Here is a 21,546-nt window from a genome sequence, read left to right on the forward strand (position 1 = left end):
CCCCATGTGAGAGTAGGTCATCGTCAAGATTAAATTCCAGAACCCCTGTTTGCTCACGCAAACAGGGGTTTTGTTTTGGGCGCTCGAAAAGCATGAAGAGCGTTCACTGCGGCTTGGCGAAGTGCGGCCTTTCTATGCAATGCCTCTTCGCATGGCTATCATGCGTGCCTCATTGTGAGGCGATACCTGCATGCTTACGCTGTTAGAACTTCTGAAAGATGGCCGATTCCATTCCGGAGAGGCGCTGGGTGCCGCCCTGGGCGTTAGTCGCAGTGCCGTGTGGAAGCAGCTTCAGCTTCTTGAGGCCGAATTGAATCTACCTATTCATAAGGTGCGTGGTAAGGGGTACCAGTTAGCGTCGCCATTGGTGTTTCTGAATGCTGAAGGGATTACGCGAAGTGCACCGTCGTTGTCCTGGCCCATCCATATCTACGACTCGATTGATTCCACCAACGCAGAGGCGTTGCGCATGGTTGATGTCGCGCGGGCTGTGCCTTTCCTGGTATTAGCTGAGCAGCAAATGGCTGGGCGCGGTAGGCGCGGCCGAAAGTGGGTCAGCCCGTTCGCCCAAAACATCTATTACAGCCTGGTACTGCGTATTGAGGATGGCCTCCGGCAACTGGAAGGGCTAAGTCTTGTTGTTGGCTTGGCGGTCATTCAGGCTCTGCGAGAGTCGGGTGTTCAGGATGCCGTCTTGAAATGGCCCAATGACGTATTGGTCGGGCGCAAGAAAATCGCGGGGATATTGCTGGAGTTGATTGGGGATCCGGCGGATATCTGTCACGTGGTAATCGGTATCGGGATCAACGTGAACATGCAGAGAGCTGCTGAGGTTGATCAGCAATGGACATCGGTGCAGCTCGAAACAGGATCTGCTGCTGATCGTAATGCTCTGGTGGCCCAGGTTAGCCTGCAACTGCAGCGCTACCTCGATCGGCACAGGGTATCTGGCTTTGCGGCCCTCCAGGAGGAATGGGAGCGAAATCATGCGTGGCAAGGGCAGGCGGTATCGCTTATCGCGGGTGTGAATCGTGTTGATGGAGTGGTGCTCGGTGTTGATCGTCAAGGAGCGTTGCGCCTGGACGTAGACGGTGTCGAAAAAACATACAGCGGTGGTGAGTTAAGCCTGAGGTTGCGTGATGATTCTTGAGCTCGACTGTGGGAATAGCTTTATCAAATGGCGAGTGCTGAATATCGACAGGGTGAGCGCCTTTGCGGAGGGCGTGGTCGGTTCGAATGTGGCATTGATTGAGAGTTTGAATGCGGTGCCGGACATGGCACTGACGCGTTGCCGACTGGTGAGTGTTCGCGCCCTGGAGGAAACGGATAAGCTGGTCGAGACATTGATTGACGCTTTTGGCATAACGGTCTCGTGTGCCACGTCCGCGGTGGAAATGGCGGGCGTTCGCAATGGCTATGAGGAGTTCGAGCGGCTTGGCCTGGACCGTTGGCTGGCGATCCTTGGAGGGTACAAGCTAGCGTCCGGTCCTTGCCTGGTGTTGGATTTTGGCACGGCGGCGACGGCAGATTTCATTGATGCCGATGGCAAGCATTTGGGAGGCTTCATTTGTCCTGGCCTGCCGCTCATGCGCAACCAGCTGCGTACCCATACGCGCAAGATACGCTACGACGATGCGTCCGCCGAGCGCGCTCTGGAGCGACTGTCGCCTGGGCGTACAACGGTCGAGGCGGTCGAGCGTGGCTGTACGCTGATGCTGAGAGGGTTTGTGCTCACCCAGATCGAGCTCGCCAGGCGTTATTGGGGGGATGACTTCACGGTATTCCTGACTGGCGGAGATGCTGACCTGGTCTTTGACGCTGTGCCGCAGGCACGGCTTGTGCCGGATCTGGTATTTATTGGCCTGGCAATGGCGTGCCCTTTGCCCTGAGGTGTTTATGCGTTGGTTGTTTCTGCTTCTACTGATTCTCAATATTTTCTATTACATATGGCATCAGCAAGAGGCGCCGTTGCGCGCCAAGGATGTCACTCCTCTGAGTCTTTATCGTGGCTCCCAGCAGGATATAAAACTGCTGAGTGAATCTTCCGATTCGGTGGCTCGCAGGGATCGTGCGAAATCGTCCGACACGCAAAATACCTGCTTGTACATTGGCGGGTTTGCCGATCAGCGCCAGGCGCAATCCTTGGAACAGCGCCTCACGAGCCTGGATATAAAGGTCAAGGTCCAATTGCTGAACATGCCTGAAGCAACCGGTTATTGGCTCCGAGTGTCCCCTGAAAGCAGGCGCCTGGCGGATGATCTGCCCTTTGAAAACCTTGCTAAGGAATTCAATGAGTTAAAACATAAAATAATGCTGTGCGAAGGCATTGCAACTCTCCAATAGTTTGCATAGAATGGCGCCCGCTTCGCAGTGAAGACCTTTAAGGCTTTTGATGCGAAGCAACGTCAACGCAGCTAACCTCATAATTTAAATGAGAAAATGCTTGACAGAAGGTCGGCGTGATGTAAAATGCCGGCTCGCTTAGGAGGGGTTCCCGAGCGGCCAAAGGGATCAGACTGTAAATCTGACGTCTACGACTTCGAAGGTTCGAATCCTTCCCCCTCCACCATTTTAGCGTGAGCTGCAAGCTCCGCGGGTATAGTTTAGTGGTAGAACCTCAGCCTTCCAAGCTGATGATGCGGGTTCGATTCCCGCTACCCGCTCCAAGTTTGCAGGTTGTGCAAGGTGTTTTGCTCTTGTAGCTCAGTTGGTAGAGCACACCCTTGGTAAGGGTGAGGTCAGCGGTTCAAATCCGCTCAAGAGCTCCATATAACAAGGCAGATATGAAAATATCTGCCTTTGTTTTAACAGCTGCCTCGGCTTGTATCGTGCTGTTTCTGGCGTTGGATGTCAGTGATTTCAAGTCTGTTGGGGTTGGTTGTTGTAAAGTCTTTTTCAGGCCTGCATAATGGTCGGCCTGATTTTGTTTTAGGTCAGTAGCTCAATTGGCAGAGCGACGGTCTCCAAAACCGTAGGTTGGGGGTTCGATTCCCTCCTGACCTGCCAGATTCACGTGGTGTGTCTGGCTTTCTTTTCACAGGATCTTCATAGATGACTCCTAAGGCTGAAGCTCAAAGCTCTCGTTTCGATCTGGTCAAGTGGCTCGCAGTAGTCGCCTTGGTGGTCGTAGGCGTTGTTGGCAATCAGTACTATTCTGCTTCGCCGATCCTGTACCGCGTTCTCGCTTTGCTCGCCCTTGCTGCTGTAGCCGCCTTTGTAGGCCTGCAGACTGCCAAGGGCAAGTCCTTCGCGGTCCTGGTAAAGGAAGCTCGCACTGAAATTCGTAAAGTCGTTTGGCCGACTCGCCAAGAAACCACACAGACCACATTGATTGTCGTGGCTGTTGTTCTGGTTATGGCGTTGCTGTTGTGGGGGCTCGATTCCCTGCTCGGCTGGCTTGTTTCCTTGATTGTTGGCTAAGGGTGTCCCGTGGCTAAGCGTTGGTACGTTGTGCATGCTTACTCGGGTTACGAGAAGCATGTTATGCGCTCTTTGCTGGAGCGCGTAAAGCTGGCAGGCATGGAAGATGGCTTCGGCGAAATTCTGGTTCCCACTGAAGAAGTGGTTGAAATGCGGAATGGCCAGAAGCGCAAGAGTGAACGTAAGTTCTTTCCTGGCTACGTGCTGGTGCAGATGGACATGAACGAAGGTACTTGGCACTTGGTCAAGGATACTCCTCGCGTCATGGGCTTCATTGGCGGTACTGCCGATAAGCCTGCGCCGATCACCGATAAAGAGGCGGAAGCAATTCTGCGTCGTGTTGCTGATGGTAGCGACAAGCCTAAGCCGAAGACATTGTTCGAGCCAGGCGAGGTTGTTCGTGTCACAGATGGTCCGTTTGCTGATTTCAACGGCACTGTCGAAGAAGTTAACTACGAAAAGAGCCGGATCCAAGTGGCGGTGCTCATTTTCGGTCGCTCTACTCCGGTAGAGCTGGAGTTCAGCCAGGTCGAGAAGGTCTAGCTGAGCAAGCATCCCAACCCCACAGCCTAGGCTGTGGGGTTTTGTCGTCACTGGGATAAACGCGCAAGTAACCGGGGAGCCTTTCGAGGCGCTTGAACCCGTAATTGGAGTGCCTCATGGCCAAGAAGATTACCGCTTACATCAAGCTGCAAGTGAAGGCCGCTCAGGCCAACCCTAGCCCACCCGTCGGTCCAGCTCTGGGTCAGCACGGCGTGAATATCATGGAATTCTGCAAGGCCTTCAACGCCCGTACTCAGGGTATTGAGCCAGGTCTGCCGACTCCAGTGATCATCACTGTATACAGCGACCGTAGCTTCACTTTCGAAACCAAGTCGACTCCGGCTTCGGTTCTTCTGAAGAAAGCTGCTGGTCTGACTAGCGGTTCCGCTCGTCCGAACACCGTTAAGGTTGGCACCGTAACTCGTGCTCAGCTGGAAGAAATCGCGAAAACCAAAAACGCGGATCTGACTGCAGCTGATATGGATGCAGCCGTGCGTACCATCGCCGGTTCTGCTCGTAGCATGGGCCTTAACGTGGAGGGTGTGTAATGGCTAAGCTGACCAAGCGCCAAAAGGCTATCGCCGGCAAAATCGAAGCGGGCAAGGCCTACAACTTTGTAGACGCTGCTGCCCTGCTGACCGAGCTGTCGACTGTCAAGTTCAGCGAGTCCGTTGACGTTGCTGTGAACCTGGGTGTTGACCCACGTAAATCCGACCAGGTCGTTCGTAGCGCTACTGTGCTGCCACACGGTACTGGCAAGACTGTACGTGTTGCTGTCTTCACCCAAGGCCCTGCCGCCGAAGCTGCTCTGGCCGCTGGCGCCGATCGCGTTGGCATGGACGACCTGGCTGCCGAAATGAAAGGCGGCGACCTGAACTATGACGTTGTTATTGCTTCCCCGGATGCAATGCGCGTTGTAGGTCAGTTGGGTCAGATCCTGGGTCCACGCGGCCTGATGCCTAACCCTAAAGTCGGCACCGTAACGCCAGACGTAGCTACCGCGGTTAAAAACGCCAAGGCTGGTCAGGTTCGTTATCGCACCGACAAAAACGGCATCATTCACACCTCCGTTGGCAAAGTCGGCTTTGATGCCGTCAAGCTGAAGGAAAACGTTGAAGCCCTGATCGCTGATCTGAAGCGTATCAAGCCTGCTTCCTCGAAAGGTATCTACGTCAAGCGCGTTACCCTGAGCACCACTATGGGCCCAGGTCTGGTCATCGACCAAGGCTCGCTGGACGTATAAGACACAGGTTGGCGCGAGCGATTGCGTCAATTGAAAGATTGGGGTCCCTGCCTGGCGGGGGCTATCCAAGACCGTAGGCGACGCAAGTCTTAAACCAACAAGCCTACGCAGATGGTGCTCCCGGTTCCTTACCGAATCAGACACCAAAACGACATCAGGCCTAGGCCGGATGAAACGGTAACAAGCAGGAGTTAAACCCGTGGCAATTAATCTCGAAGACAAGAAGGCCATCGTCGCTGAAGTCAACGAGGCTGCCAAAGCTGCTCTGTCCGCTGTCGTGGCTGATGCCCGTGGTGTGACAGTAAGCGCTATGACCGGACTCCGTAAAGAGGCTCGTGAAGCTGGCGTATACGTACGTGTTGTACGTAACACCCTGCTCAAGCGCGCTGTTGCTGACACTGAATACAGTGTTCTCAACGACGTGTTCACTGGCCCGACTCTGATCGCGTTCTCCAAGGACCATCCAGGCGCTGCTGCCCGTTTGTTCAAGGAATTCGCCAAGAGTCAGGATAAGTTCGAGATCAAGGCAGCTGCGTTCGAGGGCAAGTTCCTCGCAGCTAACCAAATCGACGTACTGGCAACACTGCCGACCCGTAACGAAGCTATTTCGCAGCTGATGAGCGTGATTCAAGGCGCTACCAGCAAGCTGGCTCGTACTCTGGCTGCAGTTCGCGAGCAAAAAGAAGCTGCCGCAGCCTAAGGCTGAGCAAATTCTTTCGCGTATTTTTGTTTATTTCGATGGCCGCGTAGGCCGTCCCCCAATTCAGGAAATACAGCAATGTCTATCTCCCAAGACGATATCCTCAACGCCGTAGCTGAAATGTCGGTTCTGCAGGTTGTTGAGCTGATCAAAGCTTTCGAAGAAAAATTCGGCGTTTCCGCTGCCGCTGCTTCCGCTGGCCCAGCTGTTGCTGCTGTCGCTGCTGAAGAGCAAACCGAATTCAACGTCATGCTGCTGGAAGCTGGCGAGAAGAAAGTAAACGTGATCAAGGCAGTACGTGAACTGACCGGTCTGGGCCTGAAAGAAGCCAAGGCAGTAGTTGACGGCGCTCCTGCCCAGGTTCTGGAAGCTGTGTCGAAAGACGCTGCTGACAAAGCCAAAGCTACTCTGGAAGAAGCAGGCGCTAAAGTCGAGCTGAAGTAAGCATCGACCTTGCGTCTCCAGCCCAAGCTTTAAGCTGAAGGCTGATGGCTGGTGGCTCTTGCCACCGGCCTTTTTCCGTTCTTGGCTGTCGACTCGGTCGCCGCCATTAACGCGCTGTAGCCACCCGATGCGGTGGTGCAAACCATGGGGTTTGCAAGATTTTCTGGCTGCTCCCGTCGGGAGGGCCAAACAAGCAGGTGACCAAGCTGGGGAACGCTGATGGCTTACTCATATACTGAGAAAAAACGTATCCGCAAGGACTTTAGCAAGTTGCCGGACGTCATGGATGTCCCGTACCTTCTGGCTATCCAGCTGGATTCGTATCGTGAATTCTTGCAGGCGGGAGCGACCAAAGATCAGTTCCGCGACGTGGGCCTGCATGCGGCCTTCAAATCCGTTTTCCCGATCATCAGCTACTCCGGCAATGCTGCGCTGGAGTACGTCGGTTATCGCCTGGGCGAACCGGCATTTGATGTCAAAGAATGCGTGTTGCGCGGTGTTACGTACGCCGTACCTTTGCGGGTAAAAGTCCGTCTGATCATTTTCGACAAAGAGTCGTCGAACAAAGCGATCAAGGACATCAAAGAGCAAGAAGTCTACATGGGTGAAATCCCCCTGATGACTGAGAACGGTACCTTCGTTATCAACGGTACCGAGCGCGTAATCGTTTCCCAGCTGCACCGTTCCCCGGGCGTGTTCTTCGACCACGACCGCGGCAAGACGCACAGCTCCGGTAAGCTCCTGTACTCCGCGCGGATCATTCCGTACCGCGGTTCGTGGTTGGACTTCGAGTTCGACCCGAAAGACTGCGTGTTCGTGCGTATCGACCGTCGTCGTAAGCTGCCGGCCTCGGTACTGCTGCGCGCGCTCGGCTATACCACTGAGCAGGTGCTGGACGCCTTCTACACCACCAACGTATTCAGCCTGAAGGATGAAACCCTCAAGCTGGAGCTGATCGCTTCACGTCTGCGTGGTGAAATTGCCGTCCTGGACATCCAGGATGAAAAGGGCAAGGTCATTGTTGAAGCCGGCCGCCGTATCACCGCGCGCCACATCAACCAGATCGAAAAAGCCGGTCTCAAAGAGCTGGAAGTGCCGCTGGACTACGTCCTGGGCCGCACTACCGCCAAGGTCATCGTTCACCCGGCGACAGGCGAAATCCTGGCTGAGTGCAACACCGAGCTGAACACCGAGATCCTGGCCAAGATCGCCAAGGCTCAAGTCGTTCGCATCGAGACCCTGTACACCAACGACATCGACTGCGGTCCGTTCATTTCCGACACCTTGAAGATCGACTCCACCAGCAACCAATTGGAAGCGCTGGTCGAGATCTATCGCATGATGCGTCCTGGTGAGCCACCTACCAAAGATGCTGCCGAAACCCTGTTCAACAACCTGTTCTTCAGCCCCGAGCGTTATGACCTGTCTGCGGTCGGCCGGATGAAGTTCAACCGCCGTATCGGTCGTACCGAGATCGAAGGTTCGGGCGTGCTGTGCAAGGAAGACATCGTCGCGGTACTGAAGACCCTGGTCGACATCCGTAACGGTAAAGGCATCGTCGATGACATCGACCACCTGGGTAACCGTCGTGTTCGCTGCGTAGGCGAAATGGCCGAGAACCAGTTCCGCGTTGGCCTGGTACGTGTTGAGCGTGCGGTCAAAGAGCGCCTGTCGATGGCCGAAAGCGAAGGCCTGATGCCGCAAGACTTGATCAACGCCAAGCCAGTGGCTGCGGCGGTGAAAGAGTTCTTCGGTTCCAGCCAGCTCTCGCAGTTCATGGACCAGAACAACCCGCTCTCCGAGATCACCCACAAGCGCCGTGTTTCGGCACTGGGCCCGGGCGGTCTGACCCGTGAACGCGCAGGCTTCGAAGTCCGTGACGTACACCCGACGCACTACGGTCGTGTATGCCCGATCGAAACGCCGGAAGGTCCGAACATCGGTCTGATCAACTCCCTGGCCGCTTATGCGCGCACCAACCAGTACGGCTTCCTCGAGAGCCCGTACCGTGTGGTGAAAGAAGGCCTGGTCACCGACGAGATCGTCTTCCTGTCGGCCATCGAAGAAGCTGATCACGTGATCGCTCAGGCTTCGGCCACGATGAACGACAAGAAAGTCCTGATCGACGAGCTGGTAGCTGTTCGTCACTTGAACGAGTTTACCGTCAAGGCGCCGGAAGACGTCACCTTGATGGACGTATCGCCCAAGCAGGTAGTGTCGGTTGCAGCGTCGCTGATCCCGTTCCTGGAACACGATGACGCCAACCGTGCGTTGATGGGTTCCAACATGCAGCGTCAAGCTGTACCGACCCTGCGCGCCGACAAGCCGCTGGTAGGTACCGGCATGGAGCGTAACGTAGCCCGTGACTCCGGCGTTTGCGTCGTGGCTCGTCGTGGCGGCGTGATCGACTCCGTTGATGCCAGCCGTATCGTGGTTCGTGTTGCCGATGACGAAGTTGAAACCGGTGAAGCCGGTGTCGACATCTACAACCTGACCAAATACACCCGTTCGAACCAGAACACCTGCATCAACCAGCGTCCGCTGGTGCGTAAGGGTGACCGCGTTCAGCGTAGCGATATCATGGCCGATGGCCCGTCCACCGACATGGGTGAGCTGGCACTGGGTCAGAACATGCGCATCGCGTTCATGGCCTGGAACGGTTACAACTTCGAAGACTCCATCTGCCTGTCGGAACGAGTTGTTCAAGAAGATCGCTTTACCACGATCCACATCCAGGAACTGACCTGTGTGGCACGTGACACCAAGCTTGGGCCAGAGGAAATCACTGCGGACATCCCTAACGTGGGTGAAGCTGCACTGAACAAGCTGGACGAAGCCGGTATCGTTTACGTAGGTGCTGAAGTTGGCGCAGGCGACATCCTGGTCGGTAAGGTCACTCCGAAAGGCGAGACCCAACTGACGCCGGAAGAGAAGCTGCTGCGTGCCATCTTCGGTGAAAAAGCCAGCGACGTTAAAGACACCTCCCTGCGCGTACCTACCGGTACCAAGGGTACTGTCATCGACGTACAGGTCTTCACCCGCGACGGCGTTGAGCGTGATGCTCGTGCACTGTCCATCGAGAAGACCCAACTCGACGAGATCCGCAAGGATCTGAACGAAGAGTTCCGTATCGTTGAAGGCGCGACCTTCGAACGTCTGCGTTCCGCTCTGGTAGGCCATAAGGCTGAAGGCGGTGCAGGTCTGAAGAAAGGTCAGGACATCACCGACGAAATCCTCGACGGTCTTGAGCACGGCCAGTGGTTCAAGCTGCGCATGGCTGAAGATGCTCTGAACGAGCAGCTCGAGAAGGCTCAGGCCTATATCGTTGATCGCCGCCGTCTGCTGGACGACAAGTTCGAAGACAAGAAGCGCAAACTGCAGCAGGGCGATGACCTGGCTCCGGGCGTGCTGAAAATCGTCAAGGTTTACCTGGCAATCCGTCGCCGCATCCAGCCGGGCGACAAGATGGCCGGTCGTCACGGTAACAAAGGTGTGGTCTCCGTGATCATGCCGGTTGAAGACATGCCGCACGATGCCAATGGCACCCCGGTCGACGTCGTCCTCAACCCGTTGGGCGTACCTTCGCGTATGAACGTTGGTCAGATCCTCGAAACCCACCTGGGCCTCGCGGCCAAAGGTCTGGGCGAGAAGATCAACCGTATGATCGAAGAGCAACGCAAGGTCGCTGACCTGCGTAAGTTCCTGCACGAGATCTACAACGAGATCGGCGGTCGCAACGAAGAGCTGGACACCTTCACCGACCAGGAAATCCTGGATCTGGCGAAGAACCTGCGCGGCGGCGTTCCAATGGCTACCCCGGTGTTCGACGGTGCCAAGGAAAGCGAAATCAAGGCCATGCTGAAACTGGCAGACCTGCCGGAAAGCGGCCAGATGCAGCTGTTCGATGGCCGTACCGGCAACAAGTTCGAGCGCCCGGTTACTGTTGGCTACATGTACATGCTGAAGCTGAACCACTTGGTAGACGACAAGATGCACGCTCGTTCTACCGGTTCGTACAGCCTGGTTACCCAGCAGCCGCTGGGTGGTAAGGCTCAGTTCGGTGGTCAGCGTTTCGGGGAGATGGAGGTCTGGGCACTGGAAGCATACGGTGCTGCATACACTCTGCAAGAAATGCTCACAGTGAAGTCGGACGATGTGAACGGTCGTACCAAGATGTACAAAAACATCGTGGACGGCGATCACCGTATGGAGCCGGGCATGCCCGAGTCTTTCAACGTGTTGATCAAAGAAATTCGTTCCCTCGGCATCGATATCGATCTGGAAACCGAATAACACGTGACGCGAATCGAGAGCGAGGCCGTTTGGCCCGCTCTCTGCTCCGCCAGGAGGAAAGGCCTTGAAAGACCTACTGAATTTGCTGAAAAACCAGGGTCAAGTCGAAGAGTTCGACGCCATCCGTATTGGATTGGCATCGCCTGAGATGATCCGTTCGTGGTCGTTCGGTGAAGTTAAAAAGCCGGAAACCATCAACTACCGTACGTTCAAGCCTGAGCGTGACGGCCTGTTCTGCGCCAAGATCTTTGGCCCGGTAAAGGATTACGAGTGCCTGTGCGGTAAGTACAAGCGCTTGAAGCACCGCGGTGTGATCTGCGAGAAGTGCGGCGTTGAAGTTGCACTGGCCAAGGTTCGTCGTGAGCGCATGGCGCACATCGAACTGGCTTCGCCGGTTGCCCACATCTGGTTCCTGAAATCGCTGCCGTCCCGTATCGGCTTGCTGATGGACATGACCCTGCGTGATATCGAACGCGTTCTCTACTTCGAGAGCTACGTCGTTATCGATCCAGGCATGACCACCCTTGAAAAAGGTCAGCTGCTGAACGATGAGCAGTACTTCGAAGCGCTGGAAGAGTTCGGTGATGATTTCGATGCCCGCATGGGTGCCGAAGCTGTCCGTGAACTGCTGCACGCTATCGACCTGGAGCACGAGATTGGCCGTCTGCGCGAAGAAATTCCGCAAACCAACTCCGAAACCAAGATCAAGAAGCTGTCCAAGCGTCTGAAGTTGATGGAAGCCTTCCAGGGTTCCGGCAACCTGCCAGAGTGGATGGTGCTGACCGTTCTGCCGGTTCTGCCGCCAGACCTGCGTCCGCTGGTACCGTTGGACGGTGGTCGTTTCGCGACGTCCGACCTCAACGACCTGTACCGCCGCGTGATCAACCGTAACAACCGCTTGAAGCGCCTGCTTGATCTGTCCGCTCCGGACATCATCGTGCGCAACGAAAAGCGTATGTTGCAGGAAGCCGTCGACGCCTTGCTCGACAACGGTCGTCGTGGCCGTGCTATCACCGGTTCCAACAAGCGTCCTCTGAAATCCCTGGCTGACATGATCAAGGGTAAGCAGGGTCGTTTCCGTCAGAACTTGCTCGGTAAGCGTGTTGACTACTCCGGTCGTTCGGTAATTACCGTAGGCCCGACCCTGCGTCTGCACCAGTGCGGTCTGCCCAAGAAGATGGCACTCGAGCTGTTCAAGCCGTTCATCTTCGGCAAGCTGGAAATGCGCGGTCTGGCGACCACCATCAAAGCGGCCAAGAAAATGGTCGAGCGCGAACTGCCAGAGGTTTGGGACGTTCTCGCTGAAGTGATTCGCGAACACCCGGTTCTCCTCAACCGTGCACCGACCCTTCACCGTCTGGGTATCCAGGCGTTTGAACCGGTACTGATCGAAGGTAAGGCTATCCAGCTGCACCCTCTGGTCTGTGCTGCGTACAACGCCGACTTCGACGGCGACCAAATGGCCGTGCACGTACCGCTGACACTGGAAGCCCAGTTGGAAGCGCGCGCGTTGATGATGTCGACCAACAACATTCTGTCGCCAGCCAACGGTGAGCCAATCATCGTTCCGTCGCAGGACGTTGTATTGGGTCTGTACTACATGACCCGTGAAGCGATCAACGCCAAGGGCGAAGGTCGTGTATTCGCTGACCTGCAGGAAGTTGACCGTGTGTTCCGTGCCGGCGAAGCCGCACTGCACGCCAAGGTTAAAGTACGGATCCACGAAACCGTCAACGACCGTGACGGCGGCAGCGTGAGCAATGTCCGTATTGTCGACACTACTGTCGGCCGTGCGCTGTTGTATCAAGTTGTGCCAAAAGGTCTGTCGTACGACGTCGTCAACCTGCCGATGAAGAAAAAGGCGATCTCCAAGCTGATCAACCAGTGCTACCGCGTGGTTGGTTTGAAAGAGACCGTTATCTTCGCTGACCAGTTGATGTACACAGGTTTCGCTTACTCGACTATCTCCGGCGTTTCCATCGGCGTTAACGACTTCGTTATCCCGGATGAAAAAGCTCGCATCATCAGTGCTGCCACTGACGAAGTGAAAGAGATCGAGAGCCAGTACGCCTCCGGCCTGGTAACCCAGGGCGAGAAGTACAACAAAGTGATCGACCTTTGGTCCAAGGCCAACGACGAAGTGTCCAAGGCGATGATGGCCAACCTCTCGAAAGAGAAAGTCATCGACCGTCATGGCGTCGAAGTCGATCAAGAGTCTTTCAACTCGATGTACATGATGGCCGACTCGGGCGCACGGGGTTCTGCTGCGCAGATCCGTCAGCTCGCCGGTATGCGTGGCCTGATGGCCAAGCCGGATGGCTCCATCATCGAAACGCCGATTACCGCGAACTTCCGTGAAGGTTTGAGCGTACTTCAGTACTTCATCTCCACTCACGGTGCTCGTAAAGGTCTGGCGGATACCGCGTTGAAAACCGCTAACTCCGGTTACCTGACACGTCGTCTGGTAGACGTTGCACAAGATCTGGTTGTAACCGAGATCGATTGCGGCACCGAGCACGGTCTGCTGATGACTCCGCACATTGAAGGCGGTGACGTTGTAGAGCCACTGGGTGAGCGCGTATTGGGTCGTGTGATTGCCCGTGACGTGTTCAAGCCAGGTACCGAGGAAGTTATCGTTCCTGCCGGCACCCTGGTAGACGAGAAGTGGGTCGAGTTCATCGAACTCAACAGCATCGACGAAGTGATCGTTCGCTCGCCGATCAGCTGCGAAACCCGCTACGGCATCTGCGCCAAGTGCTACGGCCGTGACTTGGCTCGTGGTCACCAGGTGAACATCGGTGAAGCGGTCGGCGTTATCGCTGCCCAGTCCATCGGTGAGCCGGGTACCCAGCTGACCATGCGTACGTTCCACATCGGTGGTGCGGCAAGCCGGACCTCCGCAGCCGACAGTGTTCAGGTGAAGAATGGCGGTACCGTCCGCCTGCATAACCTCAAGCACGTTGAGCGAGTGGATGGCCACCTGGTTGCCGTATCCCGTTCCGGTGAGCTGGCAATCGCTGATGACTACGGTCGTGAGCGTGAGCGTTACAAGCTGCCGTACGGTGCTGTGATTTCGGTCAAGGAAGGTGACAAGGTCGACGCTGGCGCAATCGTGGCCAAGTGGGACCCGCACACCCACCCAATCGTTACCGAAATGAAAGGTACCGTGACCTACGTGGGCATGGAAGAAGGCATCACGATCAAGCGTCAGACTGACGAATTGACCGGTATGACCAACATTGAAGTACTCGACGCCAAAGATCGTCCAGCTGCCGGCAAAGACATCCGTCCTGCCGTGAAGATGGTCGACGACAACGGCAAGGACCTGTTGCTGCCAGGCACTGACGTAATCGCTCAGTACTTCCTGCCAGCCAACGCCCTGGTCGGTGTAGCGGATGGTGCGAAGATCGCGATCGGTGATGTTATCGCGCGTATCCCGCAAGAAACGTCGAAAACTCGCGACATCACCGGTGGTCTGCCGCGTGTTGCCGACTTGTTCGAAGCGCGTCGTCCGAAAGAAGCGTCGATTCTGGCTGAAGTCAGCGGCACCATTGCGTTCGGTAAAGAGACCAAGGGCAAGCGCCGTCTGGTCATTACCCCGAACGACGGTAGCGATCCGTACGAAGAGCTGATTCCGAAGTGGCGTCACCTGAACGTCTTCGAAGGCGAACAGGTAAACCGCGGCGAAGTTATCTCCGACGGCCCGAGCGATCCACACGACATCCTGCGTCTGCTGGGTGTGAGTGCGCTGGCCAAGTACATCGTTAACGAGATCCAGGACGTTTACCGCCTGCAAGGCGTGAAGATCAACGACAAGCACATCGAGACCATCCTGCGTCAGATGCTGCGTAAAGTTGAAATCGCTGAGTCCGGCGATTCCAGTTTCATCAAGGGCGACCAGATGGAACTGACTCACGTACTGGTGGAAAACGAGCGCCTGGCGAACGACGAGAAATTCGTTTCCAAGTTCACTCGCGTGCTGCTGGGTATCACCAAGGCGTCGTTGTCCACTGAGTCGTTCATCTCGGCGGCCTCCTTCCAGGAGACCACTCGTGTACTCACCGAAGCAGCGGTAACCGGAAAACGCGATTACCTGCGCGGCCTGAAAGAAAACGTAGTCGTGGGTCGTTTGATCCCGGCCGGTACCGGTTTGGCTTACCACAGCGAGCGCAAGCGCCGCCGTGATGCTGACAAGCCGTTGCGCGTAAGCGCCAGTGAAGTGGAAGCTGCACTGACCGAAGCGCTGAACTCAAGCGGTAACTGAGTTCTGCGTTAGATGAGGCCGGGCCCTGACACCCCCATTCGTCGGATCGAGGCATATATGCCCCGATTCGACGAGAGGGGAGGTCGGGGCCTTGCCTTGACTGGGGGCAAGATCCTCTTTAGACTCTTGTACCCCTAAATTTGGCGGGAATTCGTTCCTGCCATTTTGCTTTTCTTGCAAGACAATAGCGTCGCAAGACAACAGTGGAGCTAGTAGATGGCAACTATCAACCAGCTGGTACGTCAGCCGCGTAAGCGTATCGTCGAGAAATCCGACGTGCCTGCGCTGCAGAACTGCCCGCAACGTCGTGGCGTATGCACCCGTGTGTATACCACCACGCCGAAAAAACCTAACTCGGCACTGCGTAAAGTATGCCGTGTGCGCCTGACCAACGGTTTCGAGGTTTCCTCGTACATCGGCGGTGAAGGCCACAACCTGCAAGAGCACAGCGTGGTACTGATCCGCGGCGGTCGTGTAAAAGACTTGCCAGGTGTTCGTTACCACACCGTACGCGGCTCCTTGGATACTTCCGGCGTTAAAGGTCGTAACCAGGGTCGTTCGAAGTACGGTACCAAGAAGCCTAAGTAGTAGCGGCTTTTTGTAAAACTGAATCATCTTATTTTCTGAGTCGATAAGAGTAAGGTCGGAGGCGTCCCGAAAGGGCACCGATTCCGAGCGAACCTGAAGACCGTTTGAGGGCTTATCCATGCCAAGAAGACGCGTAGCAGCCAAGCGCGAAGTGCTTGACGATCCAAAATACGGAAGCCAAATTCTGGCCAAGTTCATGAACCACGTGATGGAAAGCGGCAAGAAAGCCGTTGCCGAGCGTATCGTTTATGGCGCGCTGGAAAAGGTTAAAGAACGCAAGAACAGCGACCCCCTGGAAATCTTCGAGAAAGCTCTCGACGCCATCGCTCCGCTGGTCGAAGTGAAGTCGCGCCGTGTAGGCGGTGCTACTTACCAGGTTCCGGTTGAAGTTCGTCCGTCCCGTCGTAACGCCCTGGCAATGCGCTGGTTGGTAGACTTCGCCCGTAAGCGCGGCGAGAAGTCTATGGCTCTGCGTTTGGCCGGCGAACTGTTGGACGCTGCTGAAGGTAAAGGTGCTGCTGTTAAGAAGCGTGAAGACGTGCACCGTATGGCTGAAGCCAACAAAGCTTTCTCGCACTACCGCTTCTAATTTTAGCTTCACTAATTTTGCGAGGGCTTTATGGCTCGTACTACTCCGATTAGCCGCTACCGTAACATCGGTATCGTCGCTCACGTGGATGCTGGTAAAACCACCACCACCGAGCGCGTACTGTTTTACACCGGCAAAAGTCACAAGATGGGCGAGGTGCATGATGGCGCCGCGACCACAGACTGGATGGTTCAGGAGCAGGAGCGTGGTATTACCATTACTTCTGCTGCCATTACCGCCTTCTGGAAGGGTTCCGAGAAGCAGTACAAAGATGAGCACCGCTTCAACGTAATCGACACCCCGGGCCACGTAGACTTCACCATTGAAGTTGAACGTTCCCTGCGCGTACTCGACGGCGCTGTCGTTGTGTTCTGCGGTACCTCGGGTGTTGAGCCGCAGTCGGAAACCGTATGGCGTCAAGCCAACAAATACGGCGTTCCACGTCTTGTTTACGTAAACAAGATGGACCGTGCCGGTGCGAACTTCCTGCGCGTGATCGGTCAGATCAAGCAGCGCTTGGGTCACACCCCGGTGCCAATCCAGTTGGCTATCGGTTCCGAAGATAATTTCCAGGGTCAGATCGATCTGTTGACCATGGAAGCTGTCTACTGGAACGATGCCGACAAAGGTATGGTTCCTGTTCGCAAGCCTATCCCTGCTGAACTGCAGGAACTGGCTGACGAATGGCGCAACAACATGGTTGAAGCTGCGGCCGAAGCCAACGAAGAGCTGATGAACAAGTACCTCGAAGGTGAAGAGCTCACCAACGTGGAAATCAAGGCCGCTCTGCGTCAGCGTACCATCGCTGGCGAAATCGTCCTGGCTGTTTGCGGTTCCTCGTTCAAGAACAAGGGCGTTCCCCTGGTTCTCGATGCTGTGATCGACTACCTGCCGGCGCCGGTTGATATTCCTGCCATCAAGGGTACTGACCCGGATGACGAGACTATCGAGCTGGAGCGTCATGCAGACGACGCAGAACCGTTCTCCGCTCTGGCATTTAAAATTGCCACCGACCCATTCGTGGGTACCTTGACCTTCGTCCGTGTTTACTCGGGCGTGTTGAACTCCGGCGACGGCGTGATCAACTCGGTTAAAGGCAAGAAAGAGCGCGTGGGTCGTATGGTGCAAATGCACGCAAACGCCCGTGAAGAGATCAAGGAAGTACGCGCTGGTGACATCGCGGCCTTGATCGGCATGAAGGACGTCACCACTGGTGAAACCTTGTGCAACGCTGACAAGCCAATCATCCTGGTTCGCATGGACTTCCCGGAGCCGGTTATTTCGGTTGCCGTTGAGCCAAAGACCAAGGATGACCAGGAAAAAATGGGTATCGCTCTGGGCAAGCTTGCTCAGGAAGATCCATCTTTCCGCGTCAAGACTGATGAAGAGACTGGTCAAACGATCATCTCCGGCATGGGCGAGCTGCACCTGGACATCCTGGTTGACCGGATGCGCCGCGAGTTCAACGTCGAAGCCAACATCGGTAAGCCTCAGGTTTCCTATCGTGAGCGCATCACGAAGAACTGTGAAATCGAAGGCAAGTTCGTTCGTCAGTCCGGCGGTCGTGGTCAGTTCGGTCACTGCTGGATCCGTTTTGCTCCTGCTGACGAAGGTCAGGAAGGTCTGCAATTCGTGAACGAAGTAGTAGGTGGTGTTGTTCCTAAGGAATACATCCCTGCTATCCAGAAGGGTATCGAAGAGCAGATGAAGAACGGTGTTGTTGCCGGCTATCCGCTGATCGGCCTGAAAGCAACCGTTTTTGACGGTTCTTACCACGACGTCGACTCCAACGAGATGGCGTTTAAGGTGGCTGCCTCCATGGCAACCAAGCAACTGGCCCAGAAGGGCGGTGGTGAGTTGCTTGAGCCAATCATGGCGGTAGAAGTTGTTACACCTGAAGACTATATGGGTGATGTCATGGGCGACCTTAACCGTCGTCGCGGCATGATCTTGGGTATGGAAGACACGGTTTCCGGCAAAGTGATTCGCGCCGAGGTTCCGTTGGGTGAGATGTTCGGTTATGCGACCGACGTTCGCTCCATGTCCCAGGGTCGCGCAAGCTACTCTATGGAATTCAAAAAATACAACACAGCTCCGGCGCACATCGCTGAAACTGTATCCAAAAAACAAGGCTGATTCAGTCCTTTAGGCAAGGAGTTAATTGTCGTGGCTAAAGAAAAATTTGATCGTTCCCTACCGCACGTCAACGTTGGCACCATCGGTCACGTTGACCACGGTAAAACCACTCTGACTGCTGCTCTGACTCGCGTTTGCTCCGAAGTATTCGGTTCCGCAATCGTTGATTTCGATAAAATCGACAGCGCACCAGAAGAGAAAGCTCGTGGTATCACCATCAACACCGCGCACGTTGAATACAACTCGCTGATCCGTCACTACGCTCACGTTGACTGCCCAGGTCACGCTGACTATGTGAAGAACATGATCACCGGTGCTGCCCAGATGGACGGCGCAATCCTGGTTTGCTCGGCCGCTGATGGTCCGATGCCACAAACCCGTGAGCACATCCTGCTGTCCCGTCAGGTTGGCGTTCCGTACATCGTGGTTTACCTGAACAAGGCTGACCTGGTAGACGACGCTGAGCTGCTGGAACTGGTTGAGATGGAAGTGCGCGATCTGCTGAGCACTTACGACTTCCCAGGTGACGACACTCCGATCATCATCGGTTCTGCTCGTATGGCTCTGGAAGGCAAAGACGATAACGAAATGGGCACCACGTCCGTTCGTAAACTGGTTGAGACTCTGGACAGCTACATCCCGGATCCAGTCCGTGTTATCGACAAGCCGTTCCTGATGCCAATCGAAGACGTATTCTCGATCTCCGGTCGCGGTACTGTTGTAACTGGTCGTATCGAGCGCGGTATCGTCAAGGTTCAGGATCCACTGGAAATCGTTGGTCTGCGTGACACTACCGTCACCACCTGCACCGGTGTTGAAATGTTCCGTAAGCTGCTCGACGAAGGTCGTGCTGGCGAGAACTGCGGCGTTCTGCTGCGTGGTACCAAGCGTGACGACGTTGAGCGTGGCCAGGTTCTGGTCAAGCCAGGTTCGGTTAAGCCGCACACCAAGTTCGAAGCTGAAGTGTACGTGCTGAGCAAAGAAGAAGGCGGCCGTCACACTCCGTTCTTCAAAGGCTACCGTCCACAGTTCTACTTCCGTACTACCGACGTAACCGGTAACTGCGAACTGCCGGAAGGCGTAGAAATGGTAATGCCAGGCGACAACATCAAAATGGTTGTCACCCTGATCAAAACCATCGCTATGGAAGACGGTCTGCGTTTCGCAATCCGTGAAGGCGGCCGTACCGTTGGTGCTGGTGTTGTAGCTAAAATCATCGAGTAATTATCTCTTCTGAGATAGCTCTGATGTTTTGAAAAGGCCCCCGCTCAGCGGGGGCCTTTTTTATTGGGTTGACACCTATCAGGGCCGTCTATAGAATTGCGCCTCCTTTTAACGGGCGTATTGCGCTCGCTGGGAATAGCAGCCGGAGTCTGAAATCCAATGCAAAATCAGCAAATCCGTATCAGGTTGAAGGCTTTTGACCATCGCCTGATCGACCAATCCACCCAGGAAATCGTGGAAACCGCGAAACGTACTGGTGCTCAAGTGCGTGGTCCAATTCCACTGCCTACCCGTAAAGAGCGGTTCACCGTTCTGGTCTCCCCGCACGTCAACAAAGACGCGCGTGACCAGTACGAGATCCGCACTCATAAGCGCGTACTGGACATCGTCCAGCCAACGGATAAAACCGTTGATGCACTTATGAAGCTTGATCTGGCGGCCGGTGTGGAAGTACAGATCAGCCTCGGCTAAGACTTGGGTCTTAGTCGTGTAACGCTCTGAAATGGGCGGCCATAGCGGGTGAAAGCCCCGTACACTCATGAGGTTTACAACATGACTATTGGTGTAGTCGGTCGTAAATGCGGTATGACCCGTATTTTCACCGAAGAAGGTGTCTCCATTCCGGTCACGGTCATTGAGATCGAACCGAATCGCGTCACCCAGTTCAAAACTGAAGAAACCGATGGCTATCGTGCAGTGCAAGTCACTGTCGGCGAGCGTCGTGCTTCGCGCGTGACTGCTGCTCAAGCAGGTCACTTCGCTAAAGCAAACGTTGCAGCTGGTCGCACCGTCATGGAGTTCCGTCTTGAAGACGGCGACTACCAGGCTGGCGATCTGATCAACGCTGAAATCTTCGCCGCTGGTCAACTGGTTGATGTAACCGGTCAGTCCAAGGGTAAAGGCTTCCAGGGTACGATCAAGCGTTGGAATTTCCGTGGTCAAGACAACACTCACGGTAACTCCGTTTCCCACCGCGTCCCGGGCTCTATTGGCCAGTGCCAGACTCCTGGTCGTGTATTCAAGGGCAAAAAAATGTCCGGTCATATGGGCGCTGAGCGCGTGACCGTGCAGTCCCTCGAAGTAGTGCGCGTCGACGCTGAACGCAATCTGTTGTTGGTCAAGGGTGCTGTTCCTGGCGCTACTGGCGGCAACCTGGTTGTACGTCCAGCGGCCAAGGCTCGCGGTTAAGGGGAAGCTGACATGCAATTAAATGTAAATGACGCTCAAGCGATCGAAGTTTCCGAACTGACATTTGGCGGCGAATTCAACGAGACGCTCGTTCACCAAGCAGTCGTGGCCTACATGGCCGGCGGCCGTCAAGGTAGCAAGCAGCAAAAGACCCGTTCCGACGTACGTGGTGGCGGTAAGCGCCCTTGGCGTCAGAAAGGCACTGGCCGTGCTCGTGCCGGTACTATCCGTAGCCCAATCTGGCGTGGCGGCGGTACCACTTTCGCAGCTCGTCCACAGGATCACTCGCAGAAGCTCAACAAGAAGATGTACCGCGCAGCACTGCGCTCCATCCTTGCTGAACTCGTGCGTACCGATCGTCTGGTCGTGGTTCAGGACTTCGCTGTTGAAAGTCCAAAAACCAAAGAACTGCTGGGCAAACTGACCAACATGAGCCTGACCGACGTTTTGATCGTGTCCGAAGCTGTTGATCAGAACCTGTACCTGGCTGCTCGCAACCTGCCACACGTTGATGTACGTGACGTGCAAGGTTCCGATCCAGTTAGTCTGATCGCATACGACAAGGTGTTGATCACCGTGTCGGCCGTGAAGAAATTCGAGGAGCTGCTGGGATGAACCAGGAACGCGTATTTAAAGTTCTGCTTGGCCCGCACGTTTCCGAAAAGGCTACGGTTCTGGCTGACAAGAAAGGCCAGTTCGTTTTCAAGGTTGCAACTGACGCAACCAAGCTGGAAATCAAGAAGGCCGTCGAAAGCCTGTTCAGCGTGAAAGTAGAGCGTGTTACTACCCTGAATGTTCTGGGTAAGAGCAAGCGCACTGCTCGCGGTCTGGGCAAGCGTAATGACTGGAAGAAGGCGGTTATCTCCCTTCAGCCAGGCCAAGATCTCGATTTCAGCAGCAGTGCTGAGTAAGGA

General features: G+C 55.4%; 19 protein-coding genes and 4 tRNA genes. All 23 read left to right on the top strand.

The window, feature by feature from the left end:
- Window positions 1–190 precede the first annotated feature (190 nt).
- The 23 genes from birA (at window position 191) to rplW (ending at window position 21,543) form a co-directional block, all read left to right on the top strand.
- Window positions 191–1,150, top strand: coding sequence for a bifunctional biotin--[acetyl-CoA-carboxylase] ligase/biotin operon repressor BirA (birA, locus tag BFQ00_RS02170; RefSeq protein WP_065932501.1), 960 nt, complete (start codon window positions 191–193; stop codon window positions 1,148–1,150).
- The gene (locus tag BFQ00_RS02175; protein WP_065932502.1) at window positions 1,140–1,889 is read left to right on the top strand and encodes a pantothenate kinase; all 750 of its coding nucleotides are present in this window, start codon (window positions 1,140–1,142) and stop codon (window positions 1,887–1,889) included. Before birA ends, BFQ00_RS02175 begins: the two co-directional genes overlap by 11 nt.
- Window positions 1,890–1,896: 7 nt before the next feature.
- Window positions 1,897–2,343 (top strand): hypothetical protein, encoded by a 447-nt coding sequence (locus BFQ00_RS02180; RefSeq protein WP_065932503.1) that lies wholly within the window; start codon window positions 1,897–1,899, stop codon window positions 2,341–2,343.
- A 141-nt stretch (window positions 2,344–2,484) separates the two neighbouring features.
- A tRNA-Tyr gene (locus tag BFQ00_RS02185) sits at window positions 2,485–2,569 on the top strand.
- Between the two features lie 23 nt (window positions 2,570–2,592).
- A tRNA-Gly gene (locus tag BFQ00_RS02190) sits at window positions 2,593–2,666 on the top strand.
- Window positions 2,667–2,692: 26 nt separating this feature from the next.
- Window positions 2,693–2,768, top strand: a tRNA-Thr gene (locus tag BFQ00_RS02195).
- A gap of 162 nt (window positions 2,769–2,930) precedes the next feature.
- A tRNA-Trp gene (locus BFQ00_RS02200) sits at window positions 2,931–3,006 on the top strand.
- 45 nt (window positions 3,007–3,051) lie between these two features.
- A complete protein-coding gene (gene secE, locus BFQ00_RS02205) occupies window positions 3,052–3,420 on the top strand; it encodes a preprotein translocase subunit SecE (RefSeq protein ID WP_003194658.1) in 369 nt (122 codons plus the stop codon).
- 9 nt (window positions 3,421–3,429) lie between these two features.
- The gene (gene nusG / locus BFQ00_RS02210) at window positions 3,430–3,963 is read left to right on the top strand and encodes a transcription termination/antitermination protein NusG (protein ID WP_003176436.1); all 534 of its coding nucleotides are present in this window, start codon (window positions 3,430–3,432) and stop codon (window positions 3,961–3,963) included.
- Between the two features lie 116 nt (window positions 3,964–4,079).
- On the top strand, window positions 4,080–4,511 hold the full coding sequence (gene rplK, locus BFQ00_RS02215; protein WP_003210097.1) for a 50S ribosomal protein L11: 432 nt from the start codon (window positions 4,080–4,082) through the stop codon (window positions 4,509–4,511).
- Window positions 4,511–5,206: a 50S ribosomal protein L1 gene (gene rplA, locus BFQ00_RS02220; protein WP_003232403.1), complete on the top strand. Its 696-nt coding sequence runs from the start codon at window positions 4,511–4,513 to the stop codon at window positions 5,204–5,206. Before rplK ends, rplA begins: the two co-directional genes overlap by 1 nt.
- Before the next feature lie 199 nt (window positions 5,207–5,405).
- Window positions 5,406–5,906, top strand: coding sequence for a 50S ribosomal protein L10 (rplJ, locus tag BFQ00_RS02225; protein WP_056861893.1), 501 nt, complete (start codon window positions 5,406–5,408; stop codon window positions 5,904–5,906).
- 78 nt (window positions 5,907–5,984) lie between these two features.
- On the top strand, window positions 5,985–6,350 hold the full coding sequence (gene rplL / locus BFQ00_RS02230; protein WP_003176432.1) for a 50S ribosomal protein L7/L12: 366 nt from the start codon (window positions 5,985–5,987) through the stop codon (window positions 6,348–6,350).
- Window positions 6,351–6,569: 219 nt separating this feature from the next.
- The gene (gene rpoB / locus BFQ00_RS02235) at window positions 6,570–10,643 is read left to right on the top strand and encodes a DNA-directed RNA polymerase subunit beta (protein WP_057724824.1); all 4,074 of its coding nucleotides are present in this window, start codon (window positions 6,570–6,572) and stop codon (window positions 10,641–10,643) included.
- 64 nt (window positions 10,644–10,707) lie between these two features.
- On the top strand, window positions 10,708–14,907 hold the full coding sequence (gene rpoC / locus BFQ00_RS02240) for a DNA-directed RNA polymerase subunit beta' (RefSeq protein ID WP_065888415.1): 4,200 nt from the start codon (window positions 10,708–10,710) through the stop codon (window positions 14,905–14,907).
- A gap of 216 nt (window positions 14,908–15,123) precedes the next feature.
- The gene (gene rpsL / locus BFQ00_RS02245; RefSeq protein WP_002555494.1) at window positions 15,124–15,495 is read left to right on the top strand and encodes a 30S ribosomal protein S12; all 372 of its coding nucleotides are present in this window, start codon (window positions 15,124–15,126) and stop codon (window positions 15,493–15,495) included.
- A gap of 118 nt (window positions 15,496–15,613) precedes the next feature.
- Window positions 15,614–16,084: a 30S ribosomal protein S7 gene (gene rpsG, locus BFQ00_RS02250; protein WP_002555493.1), complete on the top strand. Its 471-nt coding sequence runs from the start codon at window positions 15,614–15,616 to the stop codon at window positions 16,082–16,084.
- A 30-nt stretch (window positions 16,085–16,114) separates the two neighbouring features.
- Entirely contained in the window at window positions 16,115–18,220 is a 2,106-nt protein-coding gene (gene fusA, locus BFQ00_RS02255) for an elongation factor G (protein ID WP_015886136.1), read from the top strand.
- A gap of 30 nt (window positions 18,221–18,250) precedes the next feature.
- Window positions 18,251–19,444, top strand: a complete 1,194-nt coding sequence (gene tuf / locus BFQ00_RS02260; RefSeq protein ID WP_003176426.1) for an elongation factor Tu — start codon at window positions 18,251–18,253, stop codon at window positions 19,442–19,444.
- A gap of 159 nt (window positions 19,445–19,603) precedes the next feature.
- A complete protein-coding gene (gene rpsJ / locus BFQ00_RS02265) occupies window positions 19,604–19,915 on the top strand; it encodes a 30S ribosomal protein S10 (protein WP_003186070.1) in 312 nt (103 codons plus the stop codon).
- A gap of 81 nt (window positions 19,916–19,996) precedes the next feature.
- The gene (rplC, locus tag BFQ00_RS02270) at window positions 19,997–20,632 is read left to right on the top strand and encodes a 50S ribosomal protein L3 (protein ID WP_003194649.1); all 636 of its coding nucleotides are present in this window, start codon (window positions 19,997–19,999) and stop codon (window positions 20,630–20,632) included.
- Window positions 20,633–20,644: 12 nt separating this feature from the next.
- The gene (rplD, locus tag BFQ00_RS02275; protein ID WP_057014518.1) at window positions 20,645–21,247 is read left to right on the top strand and encodes a 50S ribosomal protein L4; all 603 of its coding nucleotides are present in this window, start codon (window positions 20,645–20,647) and stop codon (window positions 21,245–21,247) included.
- Window positions 21,244–21,543 (top strand): 50S ribosomal protein L23, encoded by a 300-nt coding sequence (gene rplW, locus BFQ00_RS02280; protein WP_002555488.1) that lies wholly within the window; start codon window positions 21,244–21,246, stop codon window positions 21,541–21,543. The genes rplD and rplW overlap by 4 nt, the downstream gene beginning before the upstream one ends.
- The last annotated feature ends 3 nt before the right edge of the window (window positions 21,544–21,546 follow it).

The organism is Pseudomonas sp. 28 E 9 (assembly GCF_900004785.1).
GTDB lineage: Bacteria > Pseudomonadota > Gammaproteobacteria > Pseudomonadales > Pseudomonadaceae > Aquipseudomonas > Aquipseudomonas orientalis_A.